Source organism: Dyadobacter sp. LHD-138, assembly GCF_030929615.1.
Lineage (GTDB): Bacteria > Bacteroidota > Bacteroidia > Cytophagales > Spirosomataceae > Dyadobacter.
This window is the reverse complement of the sequence record NZ_JAVFVU010000008.1, coordinates 88,742-111,787: the sequence shown is the minus strand read 5'-3', so window position 1 is coordinate 111,787 and position 23,046 is coordinate 88,742. Positions and strand designations below refer to the sequence as shown.

At 42.3% G+C, this 23,046-nt stretch carries 19 protein-coding genes; 9 read left to right on the top strand and 10 right to left on the bottom strand.

What is annotated here, in order from left to right; genetic code table 11:
- Window positions 1-238: 238 nt before the first annotated feature.
- Window positions 239-2,524: a GH92 family glycosyl hydrolase gene (locus RB622_RS08145; RefSeq protein ID WP_308046063.1), complete on the bottom strand. Its 2,286-nt coding sequence runs from the start codon at window positions 2,522-2,524 to the stop codon at window positions 239-241.
- A gap of 365 nt (window positions 2,525-2,889) precedes the next feature.
- Here RB622_RS08145 and hslU point away from each other — a divergent pair, with 365 nt between their 5' ends.
- Window positions 2,890-4,287, top strand: coding sequence for an ATP-dependent protease ATPase subunit HslU (gene hslU, locus RB622_RS08140; RefSeq protein WP_308046062.1), 1,398 nt, complete (start codon window positions 2,890-2,892; stop codon window positions 4,285-4,287).
- Window positions 4,288-4,362: 75 nt separating this feature from the next.
- On the opposite strand, the gene RB622_RS08135 is transcribed toward hslU, so the two are convergent.
- The 3 genes from RB622_RS08135 to fmt all read right to left on the bottom strand — a co-directional run bounded on the left by RB622_RS08135 (window position 4,363) and on the right by fmt (window position 7,258).
- The gene (locus RB622_RS08135) at window positions 4,363-5,469 is read right to left on the bottom strand and encodes an alpha/beta hydrolase-fold protein (protein ID WP_308046061.1); all 1,107 of its coding nucleotides are present in this window, start codon (window positions 5,467-5,469) and stop codon (window positions 4,363-4,365) included.
- Between the two features lie 166 nt (window positions 5,470-5,635).
- Window positions 5,636-6,208: a dihydrofolate reductase gene (locus RB622_RS08130; protein ID WP_308046060.1), complete on the bottom strand. Its 573-nt coding sequence runs from the start codon at window positions 6,206-6,208 to the stop codon at window positions 5,636-5,638.
- A gap of 129 nt (window positions 6,209-6,337) precedes the next feature.
- A complete protein-coding gene (gene fmt, locus RB622_RS08125) occupies window positions 6,338-7,258 on the bottom strand; it encodes a methionyl-tRNA formyltransferase (RefSeq protein WP_308046059.1) in 921 nt (306 codons plus the stop codon).
- 237 nt (window positions 7,259-7,495) lie between these two features.
- Here fmt and greA point away from each other — a divergent pair, with 237 nt between their 5' ends.
- The 5 genes from greA (at window position 7,496) to RB622_RS08100 (ending at window position 12,074) form a co-directional block, all read left to right on the top strand.
- Window positions 7,496-7,978, top strand: a complete 483-nt coding sequence (gene greA, locus RB622_RS08120; RefSeq protein ID WP_308046058.1) for a transcription elongation factor GreA — start codon at window positions 7,496-7,498, stop codon at window positions 7,976-7,978.
- Between the two features lie 135 nt (window positions 7,979-8,113).
- The gene (locus tag RB622_RS08115; RefSeq protein WP_308046057.1) at window positions 8,114-8,437 is read left to right on the top strand and encodes a hypothetical protein; all 324 of its coding nucleotides are present in this window, start codon (window positions 8,114-8,116) and stop codon (window positions 8,435-8,437) included.
- 48 nt (window positions 8,438-8,485) lie between these two features.
- Window positions 8,486-9,556: a M42 family metallopeptidase gene (locus RB622_RS08110; RefSeq protein ID WP_308046056.1), complete on the top strand. Its 1,071-nt coding sequence runs from the start codon at window positions 8,486-8,488 to the stop codon at window positions 9,554-9,556.
- Window positions 9,557-9,706: 150 nt separating this feature from the next.
- The gene (locus tag RB622_RS08105; protein WP_308046055.1) at window positions 9,707-10,759 is read left to right on the top strand and encodes a PA0069 family radical SAM protein; all 1,053 of its coding nucleotides are present in this window, start codon (window positions 9,707-9,709) and stop codon (window positions 10,757-10,759) included.
- 49 nt (window positions 10,760-10,808) lie between these two features.
- Window positions 10,809-12,074, top strand: coding sequence for a DUF1343 domain-containing protein (locus RB622_RS08100; RefSeq protein WP_308046054.1), 1,266 nt, complete (start codon window positions 10,809-10,811; stop codon window positions 12,072-12,074).
- Window positions 12,075-12,371: 297 nt separating this feature from the next.
- On the opposite strand, the gene RB622_RS08095 is transcribed toward RB622_RS08100, so the two are convergent.
- From RB622_RS08095 to RB622_RS08075, 5 genes are all read right to left on the bottom strand, one after another.
- Window positions 12,372-12,872, bottom strand: coding sequence for a hypothetical protein (locus tag RB622_RS08095; protein WP_308046053.1), 501 nt, complete (start codon window positions 12,870-12,872; stop codon window positions 12,372-12,374).
- Between the two features lie 693 nt (window positions 12,873-13,565).
- The gene (locus RB622_RS08090) at window positions 13,566-13,886 is read right to left on the bottom strand and encodes a hypothetical protein (protein ID WP_308046052.1); all 321 of its coding nucleotides are present in this window, start codon (window positions 13,884-13,886) and stop codon (window positions 13,566-13,568) included.
- Window positions 13,887-14,041: 155 nt separating this feature from the next.
- Complete coding sequence (locus RB622_RS08085; RefSeq protein ID WP_308046051.1) at window positions 14,042-15,466, bottom strand: arylsulfatase; 1,425 nt, start codon at window positions 15,464-15,466, stop codon at window positions 14,042-14,044.
- 198 nt (window positions 15,467-15,664) lie between these two features.
- Window positions 15,665-16,045, bottom strand: coding sequence for a VOC family protein (locus RB622_RS08080; RefSeq protein WP_308046050.1), 381 nt, complete (start codon window positions 16,043-16,045; stop codon window positions 15,665-15,667).
- Window positions 16,046-16,203: 158 nt separating this feature from the next.
- On the bottom strand, window positions 16,204-17,007 hold the full coding sequence (locus RB622_RS08075) for a helix-turn-helix domain-containing protein (protein ID WP_308046049.1): 804 nt from the start codon (window positions 17,005-17,007) through the stop codon (window positions 16,204-16,206).
- Between the two features lie 196 nt (window positions 17,008-17,203).
- On the opposite strand from RB622_RS08075, the gene acnA reads away from it, so the two are divergent.
- Entirely contained in the window at window positions 17,204-19,960 is a 2,757-nt protein-coding gene (gene acnA, locus RB622_RS08070; protein WP_308046048.1) for an aconitate hydratase AcnA, read from the top strand.
- A 115-nt stretch (window positions 19,961-20,075) separates the two neighbouring features.
- Here the strand turns inward: acnA and RB622_RS08065 are convergent, their stop codons facing one another.
- Entirely contained in the window at window positions 20,076-20,831 is a 756-nt protein-coding gene (locus RB622_RS08065; protein ID WP_308046047.1) for a TerC family protein, read from the bottom strand.
- A 763-nt stretch (window positions 20,832-21,594) separates the two neighbouring features.
- On the opposite strand from RB622_RS08065, the gene RB622_RS08060 reads away from it, so the two are divergent.
- Together RB622_RS08060 and RB622_RS08055 are read left to right on the top strand one after the other, a co-directional pair.
- Window positions 21,595-21,834, top strand: a complete 240-nt coding sequence (locus tag RB622_RS08060) for an acyl carrier protein (protein WP_308046046.1) — start codon at window positions 21,595-21,597, stop codon at window positions 21,832-21,834.
- On the top strand, window positions 21,810-23,045 hold the full coding sequence (locus RB622_RS08055) for a cytochrome P450 (protein ID WP_308046045.1): 1,236 nt from the start codon (window positions 21,810-21,812) through the stop codon (window positions 23,043-23,045). The genes RB622_RS08060 and RB622_RS08055 overlap by 25 nt, the downstream gene beginning before the upstream one ends.
- Window position 23,046: the final 1 nt, after the last annotated feature.

The following is a 23,046-nucleotide window of genomic DNA, read 5'->3' as shown; positions in this document are numbered from 1 at the left end:
GAATGGATAATGTTCAAAGATAAGAATATCGGGTGGAGTTTTTTTATTTTCTATTTGATCAAATCCAGCTTGCTGATGGTGAGGTTTATTAAGCTTCAAAGCAATTATTCCACGTGTTTAAGGTTACACAGAGAACCGTGGAGTTAAAAAGGAGAGACACAGAGTTTTCATTAAGAAAAATTCTCCGTGTCCCTCCTTTTTTAACTCCGTGCCCCTCTGGGTAACCTTAAACTGAGCACTATTTTGTTAGTGAAAACGGCGCAGCCTCCGGTTTGATACCCCACGCTTTTGAAGGCGTGCTGATCATATTAAACTGAAGTGTTCCACCTTTTTGAATATCCTTGTGTTCAAGATAGGTATTGCCGTATGGTTTTCCGTTCATGGTTGCACCGTCAACATACAGGTTTGCAGCGCTCGTTTTTGGTGATTCAATCGTGAATTTCTTACCATCTTCCATCGTGATCGTTGCTTTTTTGAAAAGTGGCGAACCGATTACGTATTGGGTTGTTCCCGGTGTTACAGGGTAAAAACCCAATGAAGAGAACACATACCAGGCAGAAGTTTGTCCGTTGTCTTCGTCTCCGCAATAACCGTCCGGCGTTGGCTGATAGAGCTTTTTCATCACCTGACGCAGCCAAAATTGTGCTTTTGAAGGTGCTCCTGCATAGTTATACAGATAGATCATGTGCTGGATCGGCTGGTTGCCGTGTGCATAGTTACCCATGTTCATGATCTGCATTTCGCGGATTTCGTGAATCGGGAAACCATAATAGCTGTCGTCAAAAATTGGAGGCATGGTAAATACAGAATCCAGTTTTTGAACAAACGCTTCTCCGCCACCCATCAAACCTACAAGACCTTTCACATCCTGGAAAACCGACCAGGTGTAGTGAATGCTGTTCCCTTCGGTAAATGCATCACCCCATTTGAACGGATTGAAAGGCGTCTGGAACTTTCCGTCCTCATTTTTTCCACGCATCCATTTTGTTTGCGGATCAAACAGATTACGGTAATTCTGGCTTCTTTTCAGGTATAAGTCAATCTCGGCCTGTGGTTTTTTCAATTCTTTTGCCAATTGAGCAATACAGAAATCGGCATAAGCATATTCCAATGTACGGGCTGCGTTTTCGTTGATTTTTACATCGTAAGGAACATAACCCAATTTGTTGTAGTAATCATGTCCGAAACGGCCAACGGAGCTTACTGGTCCGGCATGGCTGGTATTTTTGATAATTGCATCGTACAATTTATTGATGTCGTAGCCGCGGATACCCTTTACGTATGAATCCGTGATCAGAGAGGCTGAATTTGAACCGATCATGCAGTCACGGTGACCAGGACTTGCCCATTCAGGCAAAAATCCGCTTTCGTCGTAGGCGTTAGCCAAGCCTTCCATGATGTGGGCGTTCATCGTAGGGTACATCAGCGTGAAGTAAGGGAAAACGGCGCGGAAAGTATCCCAGAAGCCATTGTCAGTGAACATGTAACCCGGACGAACTTCGCCATTGTAAGGGCTGTAATGCACTACTTTTCCTTTTGCGTCAAATTCGTAGAACTTTCTTGGGAATAGCAATACGCGGTAAAGGCAAGAGTAAAATGTGCGGATTTCGTCGAGGTTGTCGCCTTCAACGGTAATGCGTGAAAGCTCCTGATTCCATATTTTGCGGCCTTTTTCCTGTGTCTGGTCAAAGGTATCACTGCCAAGTTCGGTGGTCATGTTTCGCTCAGCTTGCTCGTAGCTAATGAACGATGAAGCCACTTTCAAACCAATTTTTTCGCCTGTTTTTGTTTCAAAACGGACAATCGCGCCCACGTGGTTTGCCTTAACTTCAAGGGTGTCTTTGGCAATTTTCTTGTTGTTCCAGGCCGATGAGAACTTGAAATCTTTATCAAAAACCAATACAAAGTAGTTTTTGAAATTCGCCGGAACACCACCACTGTTTTTTGTCGTATAACCAATGATTTTGCGCTCGGAAGGAATAATTTTCACATAAGAACCTCTGTCAAAAGCATCCAGTAAGACATAGGAGCTGTCCGATTTTGGGAAGGTGAAACGGAACTGGGCAGCACGTTCGGTGGGTGTTATTTCCGTTGTAACGTCATAATCTGCCAGATATACTTTGTAATAATTTGGCTTAACTGTCTCTGCTTTGTGTGAAAACCAGCTTGCACGGGCATTTTCATCAATTTTCAGGCTCGTCATCGGCATGACCGAAAACTGACCGTAATCGTTGATCCATGGACTTGGCTGGTGCGTTTGTTTGAAGCCGCGGATTTTTTCAGCGTCATACATATAACTCCATCCATCGCCCATTTTTCCCGTTTGAGGCATCCAGAAATTCATCCCCCAGGGCAATGCGATGGCCGGGTAGGTGTTACCGGATGATAAACTGAATTTCGACTGAGTCCCCATCAGTGGATTAACAAAATCAACGAGATTGGTTGACTTGGGGACGGTTTGTGCAAAAACGTAGGAATGGGTTAAAAGGGCAAAAAAAGCGAAACAGGAGATAATTTTTTTCATGTCAGGGAAAATCCTTTTTTGATGTTTATTGTAGCAGTTTGTAGATCAACGAATCAATTGCTAAATCCTTTTAGTTTTATTTAAAAGTAAATTTCACTACTGATATGCACGACGATCAAAATGCTTTTCGGGCGGCAATTTACTAAAAAGATTCACGCGCCATTACCGTTCCGAATTATTTCCTCGTGGTATCATTTTTTTATACATTAAACTGTGCAGAATATATTGATGGGATGGAATATCCGGGCTTGTATTTTAGCGTTAAAAGGGTGGTTTATGTCTACGTTTTTAACAAGAAAACAGGTTTTTCTTCGTTCTGAGCACATCTTTTGAAAATTGAGTTTAGTACATTTTATAAATCCACTATGACCGAACACTTAAACCGCCTTACACCACGACAAATTGTCTTTGAACTGGATCAGTATATAATCGGACAAAATGACGCAAAACGCAATGTCGCGATCGCTTTGCGGAACAGATGGAGGCGAATGAATAGTCCGGAGGATATTCAAAAAGAAATTATTCCAAATAATATCCTGATGATCGGGGCGACCGGTGTTGGTAAAACTGAGATTGCACGGAGACTGGCAAAAATCGCGGATGCGCCTTTTGTAAAAGTGGAAGCTTCCAAGTTTACAGAAGTGGGTTATGTTGGCCGTGACGTAGAAAGTATGGTGCGCGACCTGGTGGAACAGGCTGTGGGCATGGTGCGGACGCAGAAAAAAGAAGAGGTAAAAATTAAGGCTGAACAGGCCGTTGAAGATATCATTCTGGATGCATTGATTCTGCCAATTCACGGAAGCAATGTGATCAAGCCACGCCCGGATACCGGCGATTCCAATGGCGCTATTCCGGATGATGATAACGAACTGAACCAACGGACACGGGAACGTTTCCGTGAAAAAATTCGCAACGGGGAGCTTGATGAAAGGAAAATAGAGATAGAAATCCAGCAAAACCAGTCGCCCAGTGTGGGCATGATCGGTGGGGCCATGGACGATATTTCGATGATGAATATCCAGGAAATGATTGGAAATATGGTGCCGCGCCGTGGTAAAAAACGCAAGGTTACCGTTGGAGAAGCCAAAAAACTGCTGTTGGATGAGGAAGCTGGAAAGCTGATCGATATGGATGAAGTGAAAATGGAAGCGATCCAGAAAGCTGAAAACCTGGGTATTATTTTTATCGATGAAATCGACAAGGTTGCTTCAAGCCGTTCGGGCGGGAGCGGGCCAGATGTTAGCCGTGAAGGCGTGCAGCGCGATTTACTTCCGATCGTGGAAGGCAGCGCGGTGAATACAAAGCATGGCGTGATCAATACGGATCATATTCTTTTTATCGCAGCGGGGGCTTTCCATGTGGCCAAACCGTCGGACCTTATCCCTGAGTTACAGGGGCGTTTCCCGATTCGGGTTGAACTGAGCAGTCTGACCGAAAATGATTTCTACCAAATTCTGAAGACACCCAAAAATGCTTTAACGAAACAGTATGAAGCCATGATGGAAGCCGAAGGGGTAGATTTACAATTTGAAGATGGCGCGCTTCGTGAAATGGCAAGGATCGCTTTTGAGGTTAACAGTGAAGTCGAAAATATTGGAGCCCGTCGTTTGCAAACGGTTATGAGCCTGCTTTTGAATGACTTTATGTTTGATATCCCGGATGTGATCGGACCAGATTCAAGTATTGTAGTTACAGCTGATCTGGTGAATGAAAAGCTATCTCATTTGATTAAAAACAGAGACTTAAGTCAGTTTATTCTGTAAGAATTCTTTAACACTAAAAAACCCTAACCTGCCGCATAGGATCAGGTTAGGGTTTTTTAGTGTTAAAGAATAAAATTATTCTCCCGAGTAGAGCCACTTCAATGCTTTTGGAAATTCTTTTCCCCAGCATTCTTCCGAGTGTTTTCCTTTCGGATTCAGTGATGTTTTAATCTTTACGCGGCTGTATCCAAATCCCTGGTTCGCGAGCGTTTCCTGTAATTTTGTGATGTTCGGGATCATTTCCGAGCCTTCCTGTCCACCGCCGTACAAATATATCCGCGTTTCAAAGGGTTCGAAAAAGTGGATCGCATCGAAATAAATTTTACGGGAAATCCAGAGCGAAGGTGAGAAAATCATCAGCCTGCCGAAAATGTTTGGATACATCAGCGCCGCATACATGCTTAACAAACCACCCACCGAACTTCCCCCCATTCCTGTATTCAGGCGATCAGGTAGCGTTCTGTATTTGGCATCGATTTGTTGTTTGAGCGTTTCTGTAACAAATTTCAGGAACAAGTTCCCCAGTCCTTTTCCCAAATTCGGATTATCGTACGGAGAAAATTCCTGCACGCGCTGGTCTCCGCCATGATCAATCGCGACGATGATCACATTGGCCTTATCCTCACCAGACAATGAGGCCAGGCCACGATCAATCTGCCAGTTTCCATAAGGAGAACCTTCGCCAAAGAGATTCTGGGCATCCGTCATGTATAACACAGGATATCTCCGATCGGGTTGGGCATAATAATCGTGTGGCAAAAGTACGTGGACACGGCGTTCTTTATGCAGTTGAGGAATTTCAAAAGTTTCGGACAAAACCTCAATAATGGGCATTAAATCCAGTTTCGTGGCATTGTCAATTTGCCATCTGGTCACAAAATCTGCAATGACGCCGGTGTTTTCAGTAATAATCCGGTTGCCATAAGGCTGCCCGTAACGGTCAAGTTCTACCTGATCCCAGCCGCCGCGGGTGTATTTATATTCAAGAGGAAACGGGAATCCGAAATCGGACGGAAATTCGAAGCTATAACGTCCCGGAGCGATCTTTTTTAGTTGATAATGAGGCAGATCCGGTAGCCATTTGCAAAAGTTACCTGTAATAAATATAGGACGGTTGTCTGTGTCTGGTGTCGTTAACGTTATGGTAAGCGTATCTTTTAACGTATCTAATTCTTTAAGCATTCTCTATCGTTGCACTGGGTCAATAAGTGTCAAATTTACGGGAAATTTGTAACGAATGGTAACAGAATGAATAGTTTAACAGAATTTTTCAACAAAATTACTGTAGTGAATGACTAAAGCCCCTCGTATCTGATGACGCGAGGGGCTTTAGATATATGTTTACTCTTTATGCTAAGACAAGAGAAAACTGATCAACGGAAGATTTTGATTTACTACTTTTCCTCTTATCTCTTAAAATTTCGTAGGTTTTAAATGAAAAAGGATGCTTTTCATCGACACCATGATTCAATAACATTTTTGGTTTATTCCAATTTTCATTTTTTTTGAAGATAATATCAAAGTTAGGGAAATACGTATCAGCTCCTTCATAAATATCATCAACTACCGTAATAAGTATTCTTTCTGCATATTCGAAAGTTTGTTTAAATATACTCTCTCCACCAATTACAAAAACTTCCTTATCTCTACCGCTACGTTCCAAAAAAACCTCACATTGCGGAATTGAGTTTAATATTTCACATCCCTCAACATCATAATTTGTATTTTTTGATAGTATTATATTAGTTCTGTTCGGCAATACTTTCCCAATAGATTCAAAAGTCTTTCTTCCCATAATAACAGTTTTACCTGTTGTTTGGGCTTTGAAAAACTTTAGTTCATCAGGGAGGTGCCAAAGCAATCTATTGTTACATCCCATTGCGCCTTTTTTATCGACAACAACTATAAATGAAACTTTCATATTAAGGAGATTAATTTTTTATTAAACAAAGATCAAAATTAACTCTGAATTATCGGTTATTACAATATAACAAATATTGATATTATTTAATTGTTTTCATGATCTTAAAATTATCGTACTAAATAATCTTTAAAAACGAATACCTCTTAAAAAATCGCCAACGGCCATTTTCTTTTTACCTTCCAGTTGTAAAACGTCAATCGAAAGCCATACATCACTGGCCCGGAATTGAAGGGAAGTCTTATGATCGGTTTTAAATGCACCGGGTTCGCCGGGGCCGTTATCTTCGGTGACGCTTGTCTTGAATACTTTGCAGGAAAGTCCGTTCAATGTGGTCCATGCAGCTGGATATGGAGAAAGTCCCCGTACGAAATTGTGTATTTTTTCAGCAGGCTGTGTCCAGTCAATTTCACAGGTTTCCCTGAAAATTTTCGGAGCCATTTTTACTTCCTGGGATTCATCCTGGGCTTCCTGAGGGTAATTGCCTTCTTCGATTGCTTTGACGGTTTTTACAACCAGTTTTCCCCCGATCTCCATCAGGCGCTCATACACCGAACCTGCGTCGTCGTCCGGCTGGATCGGATCTTTTTCCTGAAAGATAATTTTGCCGGTATCAATTTCCTTTTCTATGAAAAATGTGGTGACACCCGTTTCCGTTTCACCATTTATCACAGCCCAGTTGATAGGGGCTGCTCCCCGATATTGTGGCAATAAAGAGCCGTGCAGGTTAAATGTGCCATATTTTGGCATGCTCCATACAATTTCGGGTAACATTCTAAATGCAACCACTACTTGCAAATCTGCATTTAAAGCCTTTAATTGGGCAATAAACTCAGGATTTTTGAGTTTTTCAGGTTGAAGGACCGGGATTCCCTGTTCTTCTGCATATATTTTTACGGGAGATGACGTTTGTTTCTGACCACGTCCGGCAGGTTTATCTGGCACGGTAATTACAGCAATTACATTAGAATTGCTTTCTACCAGACTTCTTAAGCTTGGGACAGCAAATTCAGGCGTTCCCATAAAAATGATTCTTAATTTATCGGTCATGGATTGTATCTTCTTTTAACAACTTTGGCTTGTTACCATTTACAAATATTGCTATTTTTGTCGTTCATATTAAAAACAATGGAAAAGATAAAAAGATATTGCTGTCGAAAAGCTAAGGTTTTCTAGTCTTCTACTACGGGTTGAAACGAACTCTTGTAGAACGGTCTTGGAACCGTTCTTTTTTTTTTGCCCTGGCCCCAATTTTAAACATCGGAAAATATTAAACATAATTAAGAAATGGCTAAAATTTCATACTATACCGAGGAAGGATTAAACAAGCTGAAAAATGAATTGAATGACATGAAAACCAAAGGCCGTACTGCCATAGCTGCACAAATTGCAGAGGCACGCGACAAAGGTGATCTAAGTGAAAATGCTGAATATGATGCTGCAAAAGACGCACAGGGAATGCATGAAATGAAGATTGCCAAGCTGGAGGAGATTATGTCAAGCGCACGGGTGATTGATGAATCATCTATGGATAATTCTCAGGTTGCTATTCTTTCCAAAGTGAAGATCAAGAACCGTAAAAACGGCATGGAGGTGACTTATACGCTTGTTTCGGAAGAAGAAGCGGATTTGAAAGCAGGCAGAATATCCGTTGGTTCTCCAATCGGAAAAGGATTGTTAGGTAAAAAAGTAGGCGAAACGGCCGAAATAAAAGTGCCGGCGGGTTTGGTGGAATTTGAGGTTTTGGATATCAGCCGGTTCAGCGCATAGGTTGTTAAAACAAACTGGATACGTCTCGGTTTTGCATCGAAACGACCAGAAAAGAATGTTGAATTATTGAATGGGGTTCCTTCAGTAATTCAACATTTTTTGTTTAACATTGGGTTAAGATTCAAAGAGCGGGACATGAAATTTAAGGGATATTTGCTGACATTTTCGTTCCTCTGGGTGGAAGGTATGGCTATTTTTCCTTTCATATTTTTGAAGACAAAAGTACCGGGAAAAGTTCTTTTGTATCATGAATGCATTCATTTGCGCCAGCAGCTTGAATTGGGCCTGCTGCCTTTTTACATCTGGTATCTTTTAGAGTATCTGATCCGGTTGATTCAGTACCGCCAACATCATCTGGCTTATCTTAATATATCTTTTGAGCGTGAAGCTTATGCAAATGAGCGCGAATTTGAATATCTTGAGAACCGAAAATTCTGGGGATTTCTGAAATATTTGTGAGGGGAATTTCCGGACAACATAACGTGATTACATTTCAAATTAAAAAATATGACCGAGACAAGCAAAGCGTTTTTATACAAGTATTTAAACAATGCATCACCAACGGGCTTTGAGGCGTCCGGACAGCAGATCTGGCTGGATTATATCAAACCTTACATTGACGACCAGATTATTGATGTTTATGGAACGGCCGTTGGAGTTATTGGCGGTGGACAAGAGTATAAAGTTGTTATTGAAGCACATTCAGATGAAATTTCCTGGTTTGTAAACTATATTTCAGACGACGGATACATCCATGTTCGTCGTAACGGTGGTTCGGATGCAGCGATCGCACCGTCCATGCGGGTTAATTTACACACGGCGAAGGGTATCGTAAAAGGGGTTTTTGGCTGGCCGGCGATCCATGTGCGTGACACCGCGAAAGACCAGGTGCCAAAAGTACACGAGCTTTTCATTGACGTGGGGGCTGCGAAAAAGGAAGAGGTGCTTGAAATGGGTATCCACGTAGGCACGGTTGCGACGTTCGTTGACGGCCTGGATGAGCTGAATGATAAATTTTACGTCGGACGTGCACTGGACAACCGCGTGGGCGGTTTTATGATCGCAGAAGTGGCACGGATGCTGCATGAAAATAATGTGAACCTGCCTTTTACGCTGTACATCGTTAATGCGGTGCAGGAAGAAATCGGTTTGCGCGGTGCTGAAATGATATCCCGCAGGTTGAAACCGAATCTGGCCATTTGTACGGATGTGACGCATGACACGCAGTCGCCGATGTATAACAAAAAAGAGCAGGGCGACCTGAAATGTGGTAACGGACCGGTGATCTGTTATGGGCCAGCGGTGCAGAACAACGTGCGCGACTTATTGATTAATGTGGCGGAGGATAAGAAAATCCCTTATCAGCGCCAGGCAGTGAGCCGTTCGACGGGAACGGATACGGATGCTTTTGCCTATTCAACGGAAGGAATCGCGTCGGCGTTGATTTCTCTCCCGCTAAAATATATGCATACCACCGTTGAAATGGTACATAAAGACGACGTCCAAAACGTAATTCAACTGATGTACGACGTGCTTCTTTCTTTAAAAGGAAATGAAGATTTTAGGTATATAAAGTAGCAGAGGGAGTGGGACATAGGGCAGATTTCTGGCGATGTTTCACTTTGGAAGCTGTGGATTATTGGTAAAAGTAACGGGGAAGGGAAATAGCGTGCACAAACCCTATACCCTTCCTCTTTGCTTTGGGAAAAACATTTTACACTTCATCACATGGACAACAGGGCGAGAGGCAGAGGAGCAGGGATTAATACCAACAATAAGTTTCGGAAACAGGAAATTGAGTATACGGAGGAAGACTGGCAGCAATGGGAAGAGCCGGAAACCAATGTCAAAACCTTGTATATTGAGGAAATATCCAAGACGATTCTGAGCACTTCGGATAGTCCTGACGTACGGAATTTCAATTCTATAAATCCCTATCGGGGTTGTGAGCATGGCTGTATTTATTGTTACGCCCGGAATTCGCATGAATACTGGGGTTTTTCGGCAGGGCTGGATTTTGAAACGAAAATTGTTGTGAAAAAAAATGCTCCGCAGCTGCTTGAAAAACTTCTTAATACAAAAAAATGGGAGCCGCAGACCATATTCTTTTCTGGGAATACGGACTGTTATCAGCCGGCCGAAAAAAAATATCAGCTGACAAGGCAGATGCTGGAAATCTGTCTGAAGTATAGGAATCCGATAAGTATTCTCACCAAAAACGCCCTGATTTTAAGAGATATTGATTTGCTGGAAAAGCTAGCGAAACTAAATCTGGTACACGGCGCGATTTCGATTACCTCGCTGAATGAAAACTTAAGGGGCAAGCTGGAACCCCGGACGGTTACAGGAAAACGCCGTTTGCAGGTGATAAAAACACTGCATGAAGCCGGGGTGCAGATGGGCGTGATGACGGCTCCGATCATTCCCGGATTAAATGACCATGAAATACCTGCCATCATTCAGGCGGCCTCGGAAGTGGGTGCTGTTTGGGCGGGTTATACGGTCGTGCGGCTAAACGGGGCCATTGCGGAATTATTTGCAGAATGGATCAATTATCATTTTCCCGATAAAGCGTCAAAGGTCTTAAACCAGATCAAGGAATGCCATGGGGGCCAGGTCAATGATTCCAGATTTGGGCTGCGTATGAGCGGTGAAGGGAAATATGCAGAACACATTCGTCAGCTGCATGCCCTGGCCTGCCGCAAATATTTTGGTAATCAAGAACTGACTACACTCGATACTTCGCAATTTATCAAAGGCGGACAAACGAAGCTTTTTTAGTCCGGTACATAAATTTTTATCATTCCAATTCATTCCCAAACCTTATTACATGAAAAAAGTAATTCTCGCCTTAGGCATTTTTGCTTCGATTGGTAGTGTCACGAGCAGTTGCGCGAGCACAACGGGCAATAAAAGTCCGTTTTTAGCATCATCCGATTCGCTGGAAAACAGTATTCAAACACCTGCAAAAACAGTCATTACCGGCGCCGACCAGACATCCGAATACCTTAAATATTTAAAAGGCAAAAGAGTGGCGATGGTTGTCAATCAGACCTCGATCATTGGCAAAACACCCAGTGTAGACAGCCTGCTGGCCCTTGGTATTAATATTGTAAGAATTTTCGGGCCGGAACACGGGTTTCGGGGAAATGCCAGCAATGGTGCAAAAGTGAATGACGAGAAGGACCCTAAAACCGGAATTTCTGTGATTTCACTTTACGGAAAATTGAAAAAGCCTAGCAAAGAACATTTGGCCGATGTAGATCTGGTCATATTTGATATTCAGGATGTGGGTTGCCGTTTTTATACCTACATCAACACCCTTGATCACGTCATGGAATCCTGCGCTGAAAACAATAAAGAGCTTATGATACTGGATCGTCCCAATCCGAACGGCTATGTTGTAGACGGCCCGATCCTGGAAGATCGCCTGCATTCAGGTATAGGTATGCACAAAATTCCGATCACGCATGGGATGACGATGGGAGAATTTGCACAAATGCTAAACGGTGAAAAATGGCTTCCAGGTCAATTGCAGTGTAAACTGAAAATTGTTAAAGTGGCTAATTACACCCACGATACCCCTTACGACCTGCCCGTTTTCCCTTCTCCGAACTTGAATAGTCAGCAGTCTATACTGCTGTATCCGAGCATTTGTCCTTTTGAAGGTACCATTGTCAGCCAGGGAAGAGGCACTTATATGCCTTTTACAGTGTTGGGGGCACCGTTGTTAAAAGGAAAGTTCGGGTTTTCTTTTATACCGAAAAGTATTCAGGGCATGAGCGAAACACCACTGCACCAGAATCAGGAATGCTATGGGCTTGATCTTCGGAAATATGATGTTTCGACATTGCGCAAAAGCAAGCAGATTAATTTGAAATGGTTGATCGAGATGTATAACGCGTACCCGGATAAGGCAAGATTTTTTGATATGACTCAAAGCAAACAAATGGGAGATATTAATAAACTCGCAGGAACCGAAAATCTGAAAAAACAGATCATTGCCGGTGTTTCGGAACAAGAAATCCGGAAAAGCTGGGAGCCCGGATTATCGGATTATAAAAATATGCGTAAGAAATATCTTTTGTATCCCTGAATAAGTGATAGGTTTAAATACGAAACATCCCTGCGGTAAAACCACAGGGATGTTTAACTTTTACTCAACGAGATTAGATATTATCTTTTAGTAACCATTAGGTTACATTAATTTATATGCCTAACGTTTTAATTCCGAAAGAATCTTTAGATTCTTTCGACTCATATACGCTTCGATTGACCTTTTAGATTGAAGTAACCAAAAAAAAATTTTTGGAATAAAAATAAAGGCCATAACATCAGCGTGTTATGGCCCTTGTTTTTAGAACTGTTTGATTTACAGGGTATGGGGTCTTGTTTAGAATTTCGCAGTGACAACTTTGGTATCGCAGCCTACGGCGCCGTTATTTACAAAGCCTACACTTAAATCCGTAATTTTTGTTGATTTTCCCGCTGGTAGTTCTCTTTTGATGGTGATGACTTTGGTTGTCAAAGCCTCCTGAGTGTCGGATAAATATTTAAATTCTGCTTCAAAACTCTTGGCAGACCGACCGGATTTATTTTCTACCAGCATATTATGGATGGCAACGCCTCCGACAAGATGCCATTCATTTTCCACGATTTTTATATCGGTGTTAATTTTATTTTTCTGAATCGCCTCAGCAAGTTTGGCAGAATCTTTTGTATCCAATACGGTCGTGACGGATTTAACTTCTTCGTCCTTCTTTAAAAAATCGAGTTGTTTGTAATAGTACAAAATGTAAATGAAAGCCAATACCGGAACAATTGCGCTGATCCATTTAAGCCACTCAATTGCTATTTTTTTGAATTTTGAACTTTTACGTTTTCTTGACGACATTTTTTTGGAATTACGTTGAGCACTGCAAATAAAAGCATCGGACGTAGTAAGAATACTATGTTCGCTTAAATTTTTGCCAAAAAAATAATCAAAATTAAAAGACGCAGGAGATACGAAGGGATAGTAAGTGCGTTAAGTTATTGGAAAACAAAAATTTGAAGCGGGTTAGGCTTTATTTGTTTTGTTTTGGTCAATTAACATTGACCGGCACCGTTTACCACGAGACATATGCTAAGATATTATGGCGTATGACGATCAATTCAATAATCCAATCATAGAAAGAACAACGCTGGCCTGTAAAAACGGGCTGGTGTTGTTGCTAATTCTCTATGATTGTTAAGTGTTTTTAGTGGTAAACAGTGAAATTCGGGTCTGTCAGCGCCACGGCAAAATTATTTAGCGGGTGTATACTATGATCCAGGAAGTGTGTATCGATATTATCCAAATGGTGACACAAGATTAGTTTTTTCTGAATTGCCTTACAAACCGTTAAATAACTTGTTATAAAAGTGCTGGTATTTTAGTGAACTTTTCACAACGATATGTTAAAACTAATTTTTGAATACGGCAGCCTTTTCTATGTCTCAACTTGTTTCCTGGTATAAAAGGAACTTATGGCAGCGAATTTACTATTGATGTAACCATAATTTATTAAAAGATGCGGCATTTACCAAACGGGGCTCTCAGGATAGCTTATGGCTTGCCACTTTTTTTCTTCGCTGTGTCCGGGTAAATAACGCCACCGGTGGTAATTGTTCTTTTCCTTTTTCGTACATAACTTCCTGTCGTATCCACACCAGACCGCCCGGTGCTTTTGTTATCTTGGATAGAGCCGGAGGAATTTACATTACTTTCTTTAATTACCGGATTTTTTTGCAAGTCTACGCCCCTGGCTGTGTCAATAATGGTGGTTTTTTTATAGGTTCGTTTCTTGTAAGAGTCCGTACTTTGCCCGTAAGAGAACAATGGTGCAATCAATATTATTGTTAATAAAACAGTTTTTAGCTTTTTCATGATTGATCAGTTTTGGATAGTCATGTTTACTGCAAATATTATTCCCGGGGACGGATTAGGTTGTGGTCGCGGGAATTTTTGAAAACATGATGATCCGTTTGACCATTTTGTGAAACGGATCGTCAACGGATTTTAGTGAGCGGACTCAGCCTGTTTTATTTAGCGGCGAAAGGAAATAACGCACTTTCACGATGTGCCTCCTTCATGAATTTCTTCATTTTTGAGACAATATCCAGGTGTTTTGAAGCAATGTTATGCATCTCGGCAGGATCTTTTACCAGATCATAAAGCTCAGGCGTACCGTCAGGACTTTTGTCGACATCCAGCCTGACCGCTTTCCAGTTACCATAACGCACTGCCTGACGGCCGCCGCCTTCGTGAAACTCCCAATAGAGATATTCATGCTGTTGCTGTGCAGTTTTATTTCCCAAAAGCTCGTTCACAATTGAAATACCATCGGAATGTTTGGGTTTGGATGCGCCAGCCAATTCGGTGAACGTTGGCATCAGGTCCCAGAATGCACCGATAAATTTACTTTGACTGCCTGCTTTGATTTTACCCGGCCATTTCACGATAAAAGGGACACGGACACCACCTTCATACAAGTCTCTTTTATTGCCCCGCAACCCACCTGAGCTATTAAAAAATTCGGGATCGGCACCACCTTCACGGTGTGAGCCATTGTCGCTGCTGAAAATGATAATCGTGTTTTCTGTCAATCCCAGCTTGTCCAGTTTTTGAAGAATTTCTCCTACATAATGATCCATCCGGCTTACCATGGCCGCATAGGTGGCGTGTGCATCAGGCTCGGAAGCATAGCCCGCGATGGTTCCGTTGGGGCCATAATCATTCCCTTTGTAGGGCTTTTCTGTCATTTTTCCTTTGTACATTTTCAAAAACCGGTCATCCGGACCTTGTAATTCGGCATGGGGCAAAACGGTGGGCACAAAGAGAAAAAATGGTTTGTCTTTATTCTGATCGAGAAAAGCGAGGGTTTTTTGCTGGATTAACTCCGGGGCGTACACGGCTTTGTGCTGCAAATCATTTCCGGTAAGAACCACTTTTTTGTCGTTCTCCCACAGATGTGTCGGATAATAGCGGTGTGACTGACGCTGACAATTGTATCCGAAAAATTGGTCAAAACCTTTCTTCGCAGGCTCACCCGAAGTTCCGACCATACCCAGTCCCCATTTGCCGAAAGCGCCGGTAACATAACCGGCCTCACGGAGCAGCTGGGCATAGGTTTCAACGGAATCCGGCAAAGGTTGCTGACCTTCCGGCTCAATCTCTTTGTTGCCCCGGATGTAGGTGTGTCCGGTGTGCTGCCCCGTCAGGAGAGACGAACGCGATGGGGCACAAACCGTTGTGCCTGCGTAAAACTGGGTGAAGATCTTGCCTTGCCTTGCCAACCGGTCAATATTTGGCGTTTTGATAATTTTTTGCCCGTAAACACCCAGATCGCCATAACCCAGATCGTCGGCTAAAATAAAGACAATATTGGGTTTTACTTTTTTTACCTGCCCGTAACCGTCCGGACAAAGTGAAAGTAATGCGGTTAGAATGAATAGTGTTGTTTTCATAAAGGGCTTTCCCGCTGACTTATGACACATTAATAAATAATTTTACCTGGTTTAAAAAGTAATCAGCCGCAGCGAATTACCTGTGAATATGGTGAAATTGAAGTTTAAATGATAGGTTTTAATATTTTATCGGCTGAGGATTATCCAATTGCCTTATTGATAAAGCTTTACCGAACCGACTGAGCCCTTGTGGAGCAATCACTTATTGTCCGGCGAATATTGAACAATATCGACCCCGACTCCATTGGGATCTTCAATGGCAAAATGCCTGTCGCCCCAGGGTTCGTCCCTGAGTGCAATTTTTATTTCAATGCCTTTATTTCTGATCTCCTGATAAATGCTGTCAACATCTTCAACTTCGATTGTCAGATACATGCCCTGTCCTTGAAACGGTTTGTGAAACAAGGTTTGTTGAGAGGGGTGATCAGGAAGCAGAAAACTGATTTCGGACGTGTGACCCGGTGTGTGCAGCAAGAGATAAAAATCATTTTCAAATGTTACACCAAAACCTAAAATATCGGTGTAAAAAGCTTTGCTTTCCGCCAGCTTTGTGGTGATAATACCTGCGTTTAATTTCATCTTATTTTGGATTTTAGTGGCTGATTCTGTCTGTCCATAAGTGTTTGAGCCCAGACTAATGGCTATGAGGAAAATGCATATTTGTTTCATAGTTCTGTTGGTTAACAAAACAAAATTCCTGTTTTTTTCAAACCCGGTATTGTAAAAATCGGACAAACTTATTCTCCAAATGCCTCGCCCGGGGTCACACCATAAAAATTTTTGAATTCCCTGATGAAATGAGCCTGATCGTAATAGCCGGCATCATAAAACAGTTTGTTTTTTTGCGGGGAAGGTGAAGACGGGCCTGTGCGCAGAAAATTTTGAAAACGGACGATCTGACTAAAAGTTTTGGCAGAATCACCAATATAATACTCAAAAAGCCGACGGAGCTGTCTTGGACTGAGCCCGGTGTCGAGGCCTTTTTCAATTTCAATGACACCGTTGTTCTGAAGAATGAGATCCAACGCATTGCTTAGTCTTGGATCGTTTTCCGTTTTGACGGTTGAAAGCAGATTGACGAAATATTGATCAAGCCGATCTGTAATTTCCTGCGGCGTATTCCGGGGATTGAAATGGTCTTTTATAAAACGGGAAAATTCAGGAAGTACGATGCTTAAATCTTCAAAACGATTGCTAAGTTCTGATGCGTTTATCTTAAACAATTCTGGGAAAATGGTCGGTAAAAACCGGATACCTGCATAATTGAAGGTATTGTTCAGGGGGAATTCTGTAAATTTTTTGCAAAAACCCATGACAAAGTTTTCCTGCGGATTTTCCAACTGAAAAAAGATATCAATACAACCGTCAGCAACGACACGGTAATTAAACTGCTCCGAAAGAGTTTGTGTCGTTTTTAGATTCCAATAACAATAAACGTAGCTTTGAAGGCAGGGAGCCGGTAAAAATTCCTGATACATAACACCGTTCGCCGCCTGTTTTACGGTCGGCTGGATGGGCGTGTAAAGCGGTCTTATGTTCATCGGATTTTTCATTTGGCAAGTTAGATATTTTTTGATATTTTGTAATTTAATAGCGTAACAGGATCATTTGCAATGATTTATTTTCATTGAATATATATTGACCATATCTGGTGCATGGCATAACAGGACACCACGGAATTTTATGTTTGTCCGGATCGGACAGTGATTTATTTTTTATCCCTAAACAACATGTAACATGGGTCAGGACTATCTGGATGTAAGAAGAACCATAAATCTTGGTGCCAAATCTTTATCTTTTTACAGTTTGCGGGCACTCGAAGAGAAGGGCATTGCCGTTTCAAAGCTGCCTTTTTGCATACGGGTGTTGCTGGAAAATGTTCTGCGGAATTTTGATGGTCATGTGATTACCAAAGAACACGTGGAAGCACTTATGAACTGGAAACCGCAAGTGATTGAAAAGGAAATTCCCTTCATGCCTGTACGTGTACTGATGCAGGATTTTACCGGTGTCCCGGCTGTCGTTGATATTGCTTCGCTACGGGCGGAAATGGAACGGCAGGGGAAGGATTCGTCGCGCATCAACCCGCTTATTCCGGTAGACCTGGTGATTGATCATTCGGTGCAGGTAGATTATTTTGGAGACAAGGACTCTTATTTACATAATGTAGAAAAAGAGTATGAGCGGAACACCGAACGTTATAGGTTTCTAAAATGGGCGCAAAATGCATTTGATAATTTCTCGGTGGTTCCTCCGGGAATGGGTATATGCCATCAGGTGAACCTTGAATATTTGTCCAAATGTGTGGTTGAAAAGGACGGTCTGGTTTTCCCGGATTCACTCGTAGGGACGGATTCTCATACGCCGATGGTCAACGGTCTGGGCATTGTGGCCTATGGCGTCGGTGGCATTGAGGCGGAGGCTGCGATGCTGGGACAACCCCAGTTTTTTGCCGTTCCCGAAGTGATCGGTTTGAAACTGACAGGAAAACTTCCCGTCGGGACTACGGCTACGGATATGGTTTTGACCATTACTGAATTGCTGCGTAAAACAAAAGTTGTCGGCAAATTCGTGGAGGTTTTTGGAGATGGCCTGGCGTCATTATCCGTCCCAGACAGGGCGACGATCGGAAATATGTCTCCTGAATTTGGATGTACCATTACTTATTTTCCAATCGATGAGAAAACACTTCAATATCTTGAAAAAAGCAACAGGCCGGCGGAGGTAATAACGCGTACGGAATTATATGCCAAAGAGAATTTACTTTGGCGGGAAAATGAGGATGCAATTACCTATAATCAGGTTGTTGAGTTGGATCTTGGTTCGGTCGTTCCGACGATTTCCGGTCCGAGCCGTCCACAGGACAAGATTATCCTGACTAAGGTTAAAGAGGTTGTTACTGATATTCTTGAAAAGAAATACGCAAGAAAATACATAGAATTTCCGGACAGGCCCCTAAGCCGATGGGCAGATGAAGGTGGCAATGTTGAACCATCGCAGGTTCCGCCGCCGGATCATTCAAATTTACGGGTATCCGATGTCGATTATAACGGAAAACGGTTTCAACTGGGTGATGGTTATGTGGTGATCGCTGCCATTACGAGCTGCACCAATACTTCCAATCCGGATGTGATGATCGGAGCGGGGTTGCTTGCTAAAAAGGCATTGGAAAAAGGGTTGCATGTTCAGCCCTGGGTGAAAACAAGTCTTGCGCCAGGCTCCAAGGTAGTGACAGATTATCTGGAAGAGTCCGGGCTGCTCAAAAGCCTCGAAGCCATGAAATTTAATGTCGTTGGTTATGGTTGCACATCCTGCATCGGTAACTCAGGGCCTCTGCCCGAACCCATCGCCAACGCGGTTACCGAAAATGATCTGGTTGTATCTGCGGCATTGTCGGGGAACCGGAATTTCGAGGCGCGCATTCATCCGCAGATCAAAATGAATTTCCTGATGTCGCCGTTGCTGGTTATTGCCTATGCGATCACGGGCAGGATGGATTTTGATATGGATAAGGAGCCTCTTGGGATTGATGCAAAAGGTGGGGCTGTTTTTCTGAAAGATATCTGGCCGTCGACGGACGAAATCAATGAGGTGGTTAACCGGGTTGTCAGAAAGGAGTTTTACCGGAAGAGTTATAGTGAAATTTTTGAAGGTAACGACCTGTGGAGAAAACTTGAAGTCCCCCTGGACAAAGCTTATCAATGGGACGCAAAATCGACCTATGTTAAGGAAGCGCCGTTTTTTGTAAACCTTCCCGCAGCACTTGAGTCGATTCGCCCTTTGATCAATGCCCGCGTGTTGCTTTTGCTGGGCGATTCTGTTACCACGGATCACATTTCTCCTGCCGGTTCTTTCAGTAAATTATCTCCTGCCGGAAAATATTTGACGGAGCGGGGTATTTCTTACGAAGCATTCAACTCATACGGTTCGCGCCGGGGGAATGACGAGGTGATGGTGCGGGGCACGTTTGCCAACGTAAGGATCAAAAATAAGCTGGCGTCGGCAGAGGGAGGCATTACGAAATATTTGCCGGATGGCGAGGAAATGTCTGTTTATGAGGCATCACTGAAATACAAAGCATCGGATACACCGTTGCTTGTGATCGCAGGCAAGGAGTATGGCAGCGGTTCTTCGCGCGACTGGGCTGCCAAGGGAACCTATCTTTTGGGGATCCGGGCGGTTATCGCGGAAAGTTTTGAAAGAATACACCGGAGCAATCTGGTCGGGATGGGCGTTGTGCCGCTGCAATTTTTTGAAGGTGAAAACAGCGAAAGTATAGGGCTGGACGGTACTGAGGAATTTACCATAGGCAGCTTCAATGATTCCATAAAACCGAATCAGCATTTGGTTGTCTCTGCCCGGCATCCCGACGGTACTTTTAAAACGTTTAACGTGAGATGTCGTCTGGAAAGCGAAATGGAAATCAACTATTACAGAAATCGGGGAATCCTTCAATATATGCTGAGGCAGTTTCTTGATGGAAAAGAACGCTGAGTTTGACTTTTAGCGAAGCCAATAAGAAAGAGGCATGTCGGATTGATCTAACATGCCTCTTTTGTAAAGTATTTTAAACAGTTTTTTCAATATTAACCTGCGTTAGAACCGTAGGTTAATTGCTTTTTTTCTTATCTTCTTCGGCAACATAATGCTCATGGATTGCCACCGGATCGCCTCCGGATTTGTTCATTTTCATTTGGAAAACATCAACGAGCAGAGAAAACGCCATGGAGAAATAGATATATCCTTTTGGTATTTCAACACCAAAGCCTTCACTAATCAGTGAAAATCCAATCAGAAGGAGGAATGACAGGGCCAGCATTTTAAAAGCCGGATGACGATTTACAAAGTTGCTTATACTTTCGGCAGCAAAAAGCATGATAGCAACGGTGACAATCACGGCCACATACATCACCCAAACCTCTTTAACCATGCCGATGGCTGTGATGATCGAGTCTATGGAGAAGACCATATCCATGATCAGTATCTGGACAATAACCTGGCCAAAGGATGTTACCTTAATGTTTTTACTTTGATCTCCCGTTTCACCTTCCATCTTGTAGTAAATTTCGGTGGCACTTTTATAGAGCAGGAACAACCCTCCGGCTAAAAGCACCAGATCTTTCCCGGAAAATCCATTTCCAAAGAGAACAAACAGATCTTCATCCAGTTTGAGGATAAAGGAAATGAGCAGCAGCAGGACGAGGCGGAGCACACCAGCCAATATCAAGCCGTATTTTCGTGCTTTCTTTTGCTGCTCTTCGGGGAGTTTGGCGGCAATGATTGAAATGAAGATGACATTGTCTATGCCTAATACGGCTTCAAGCGCTACTAGGGTGAGCAGGGATACTATGATTTCGAAATCCATGAATTACTGGTTAGAGAAAAGTTAATTTGCAGGCTGTAAAATCGTGCCAGTGAAAGTTCAACGCTGTAAAATAAGCCAATATTGGACTGACAAGGAAGTGAAAGAGAAATATTTTTCACTTCCTTGAAAAGTAAAGCCCGGCAACTGTTTATTGGAAGGAATATGGACTATGAGATAAATCACTGTCGGTGATCTGGATACGGTCATTACTTGACTGATGTGCTTATGTCTAGAGCTCCTTTTTGATCAGGGGCTGAACTTCAGAAAAATGACTTAGCATTGAAAGGAAAGTTACATTAGTAGTTTTTCTATTGAATTTTTATAGAAAATATTCAAGGAAGTATGTGTATTGGTAGTTTTGTAAATTACTGATAATCAATGTAGTGTGAGTTATTTTTGTGTCTGTCTCACGGCTGCGTATATATGACTCAGGTGCATTTTTTGAGTGCTTATAATTTTATTGCCCATTTTTTGTACATTTAGTCGATATTAGGCTGGAAATGCCAAGGGACCCAATTCATATGGGGCGTATTATTGTATTTGAACCATTGTTAGAGCGGATCAATACTTGAAAATATTGCCTACCAAAACTATCACGGATGTGATAGTTTTGGATGCGTTGTATCAAACACGGCAAACTTGTAATGTTTGTTGTATTCAGTATTGTAAATTGAATGATGAAATACCTACCTGAACCATTTTAGTGAGAGATAATCAACAGAAATTCATAAAAGAAAAAAGAACAACGTTTACCCGATAATCTATGGAAAAAGAATTACTTGCCGATTGGTTTAAACAAAAGTTATCCGAAGAAACAGGGACCAGCAAAGATGAGATTTTACTTGACGCTCCAATAGAAAGTTATCGCCTGGACTCCCTTTCAGCGATATCCCTTACACAAGACTTGGAGGATTTGGTTGGCTTCTACATCGAACCCAACATTTTTAGCGAATTTGAAACGATTGATGCCGTTATCGAATGGATTCTCAAAAAGGAGAAATGACAAAATGGAGCCCTGGCACGCCATCCTATTTACAAGATCCTTACCCGCACTTAAATGAGTGCCTGCTAAATAATCCTGTTCAAAAAGGGATATTTAATGAATGGGTAGTGTTTCGTTACAATGATGTTAAGCACATTCTTCGTAGTGATGATTTCATAACAGCGGATCTGTCCGGATTTTTTGAAAATAAAGAACCTGTTATTTTAAAAAATACAGGTCAATGCCCTTTTTTGTCCAAAAGCACAAAAAAATGGTTGATGTATTTGGATGATGACCAACATCAACTGGCGCACAACCTCCTGGAAAAAGTTTTGGACACCTTTCCCTTGAACGCTATTGTTGATGCATCATTGGAAGTGTGGTTCAATGACTTTTTTAATCAGGAGAAGACAGATTTTTCGGATATCGCTTCTGTGCTTCCTTCGCTGATTTTTAGCGCACTATACCAGGTTGAATCAGGCGATTGGTCTGACTATGAAAAACTGAAGAAAGTTTCGCATTCATTAGCCAATTCGCAGGATATTTTTGTGTCGATAAAAAAATATCAGGAATACAATGCAGACGCCAAATGGCTATTTGATACGATTCGCCTTGATTTCGCAAGAGAAGACCTTCCGGATACGGCATTAATCTCACGCCTGAAGTCAGTCAATCGGGAAATGAATACTCCTTTTACTGATGATGAGCTTATTTCGATCGTTATCATTTTGTTTTTTGCAGCCAACGAGACAACCGTTGATACGCTGACAATTTGCATTTATGAATTCCTGAAGGATGATGCATTACTGGAATACATTCTCAATGCAGACACCAAGCAAATTAATATATTGGCCGAGGAGCTATTCCGTTTTGCAACCCCTCAGCAATATACAATCCGGATCAACAAATATCCGTTGGAAATTGACGGAATACTTATACCCGCAAATTCAAGGATATTCCTGTGCTTGTCGTCGGCCAATCGGGACCCGGCTGTATTTGAAAACCCGCAAACAATCATCCCTAACCGGAGCAGGAATCCGCACTTATCATTCGGCAATGGGCTTCATTCTTGCATGGGGGCAAAATTAGCGAGAATTGAGTTGAGATCGCTATTATATCCTTTGGCGAAAATTCTAAAAAACTATCGTTTGGATGAAGAATCCAAGGTGGAATGGTATCAATCGATCTTTATGCGGGGAATCAAGACTTTAAATGCCATCCGGATCAAATAGC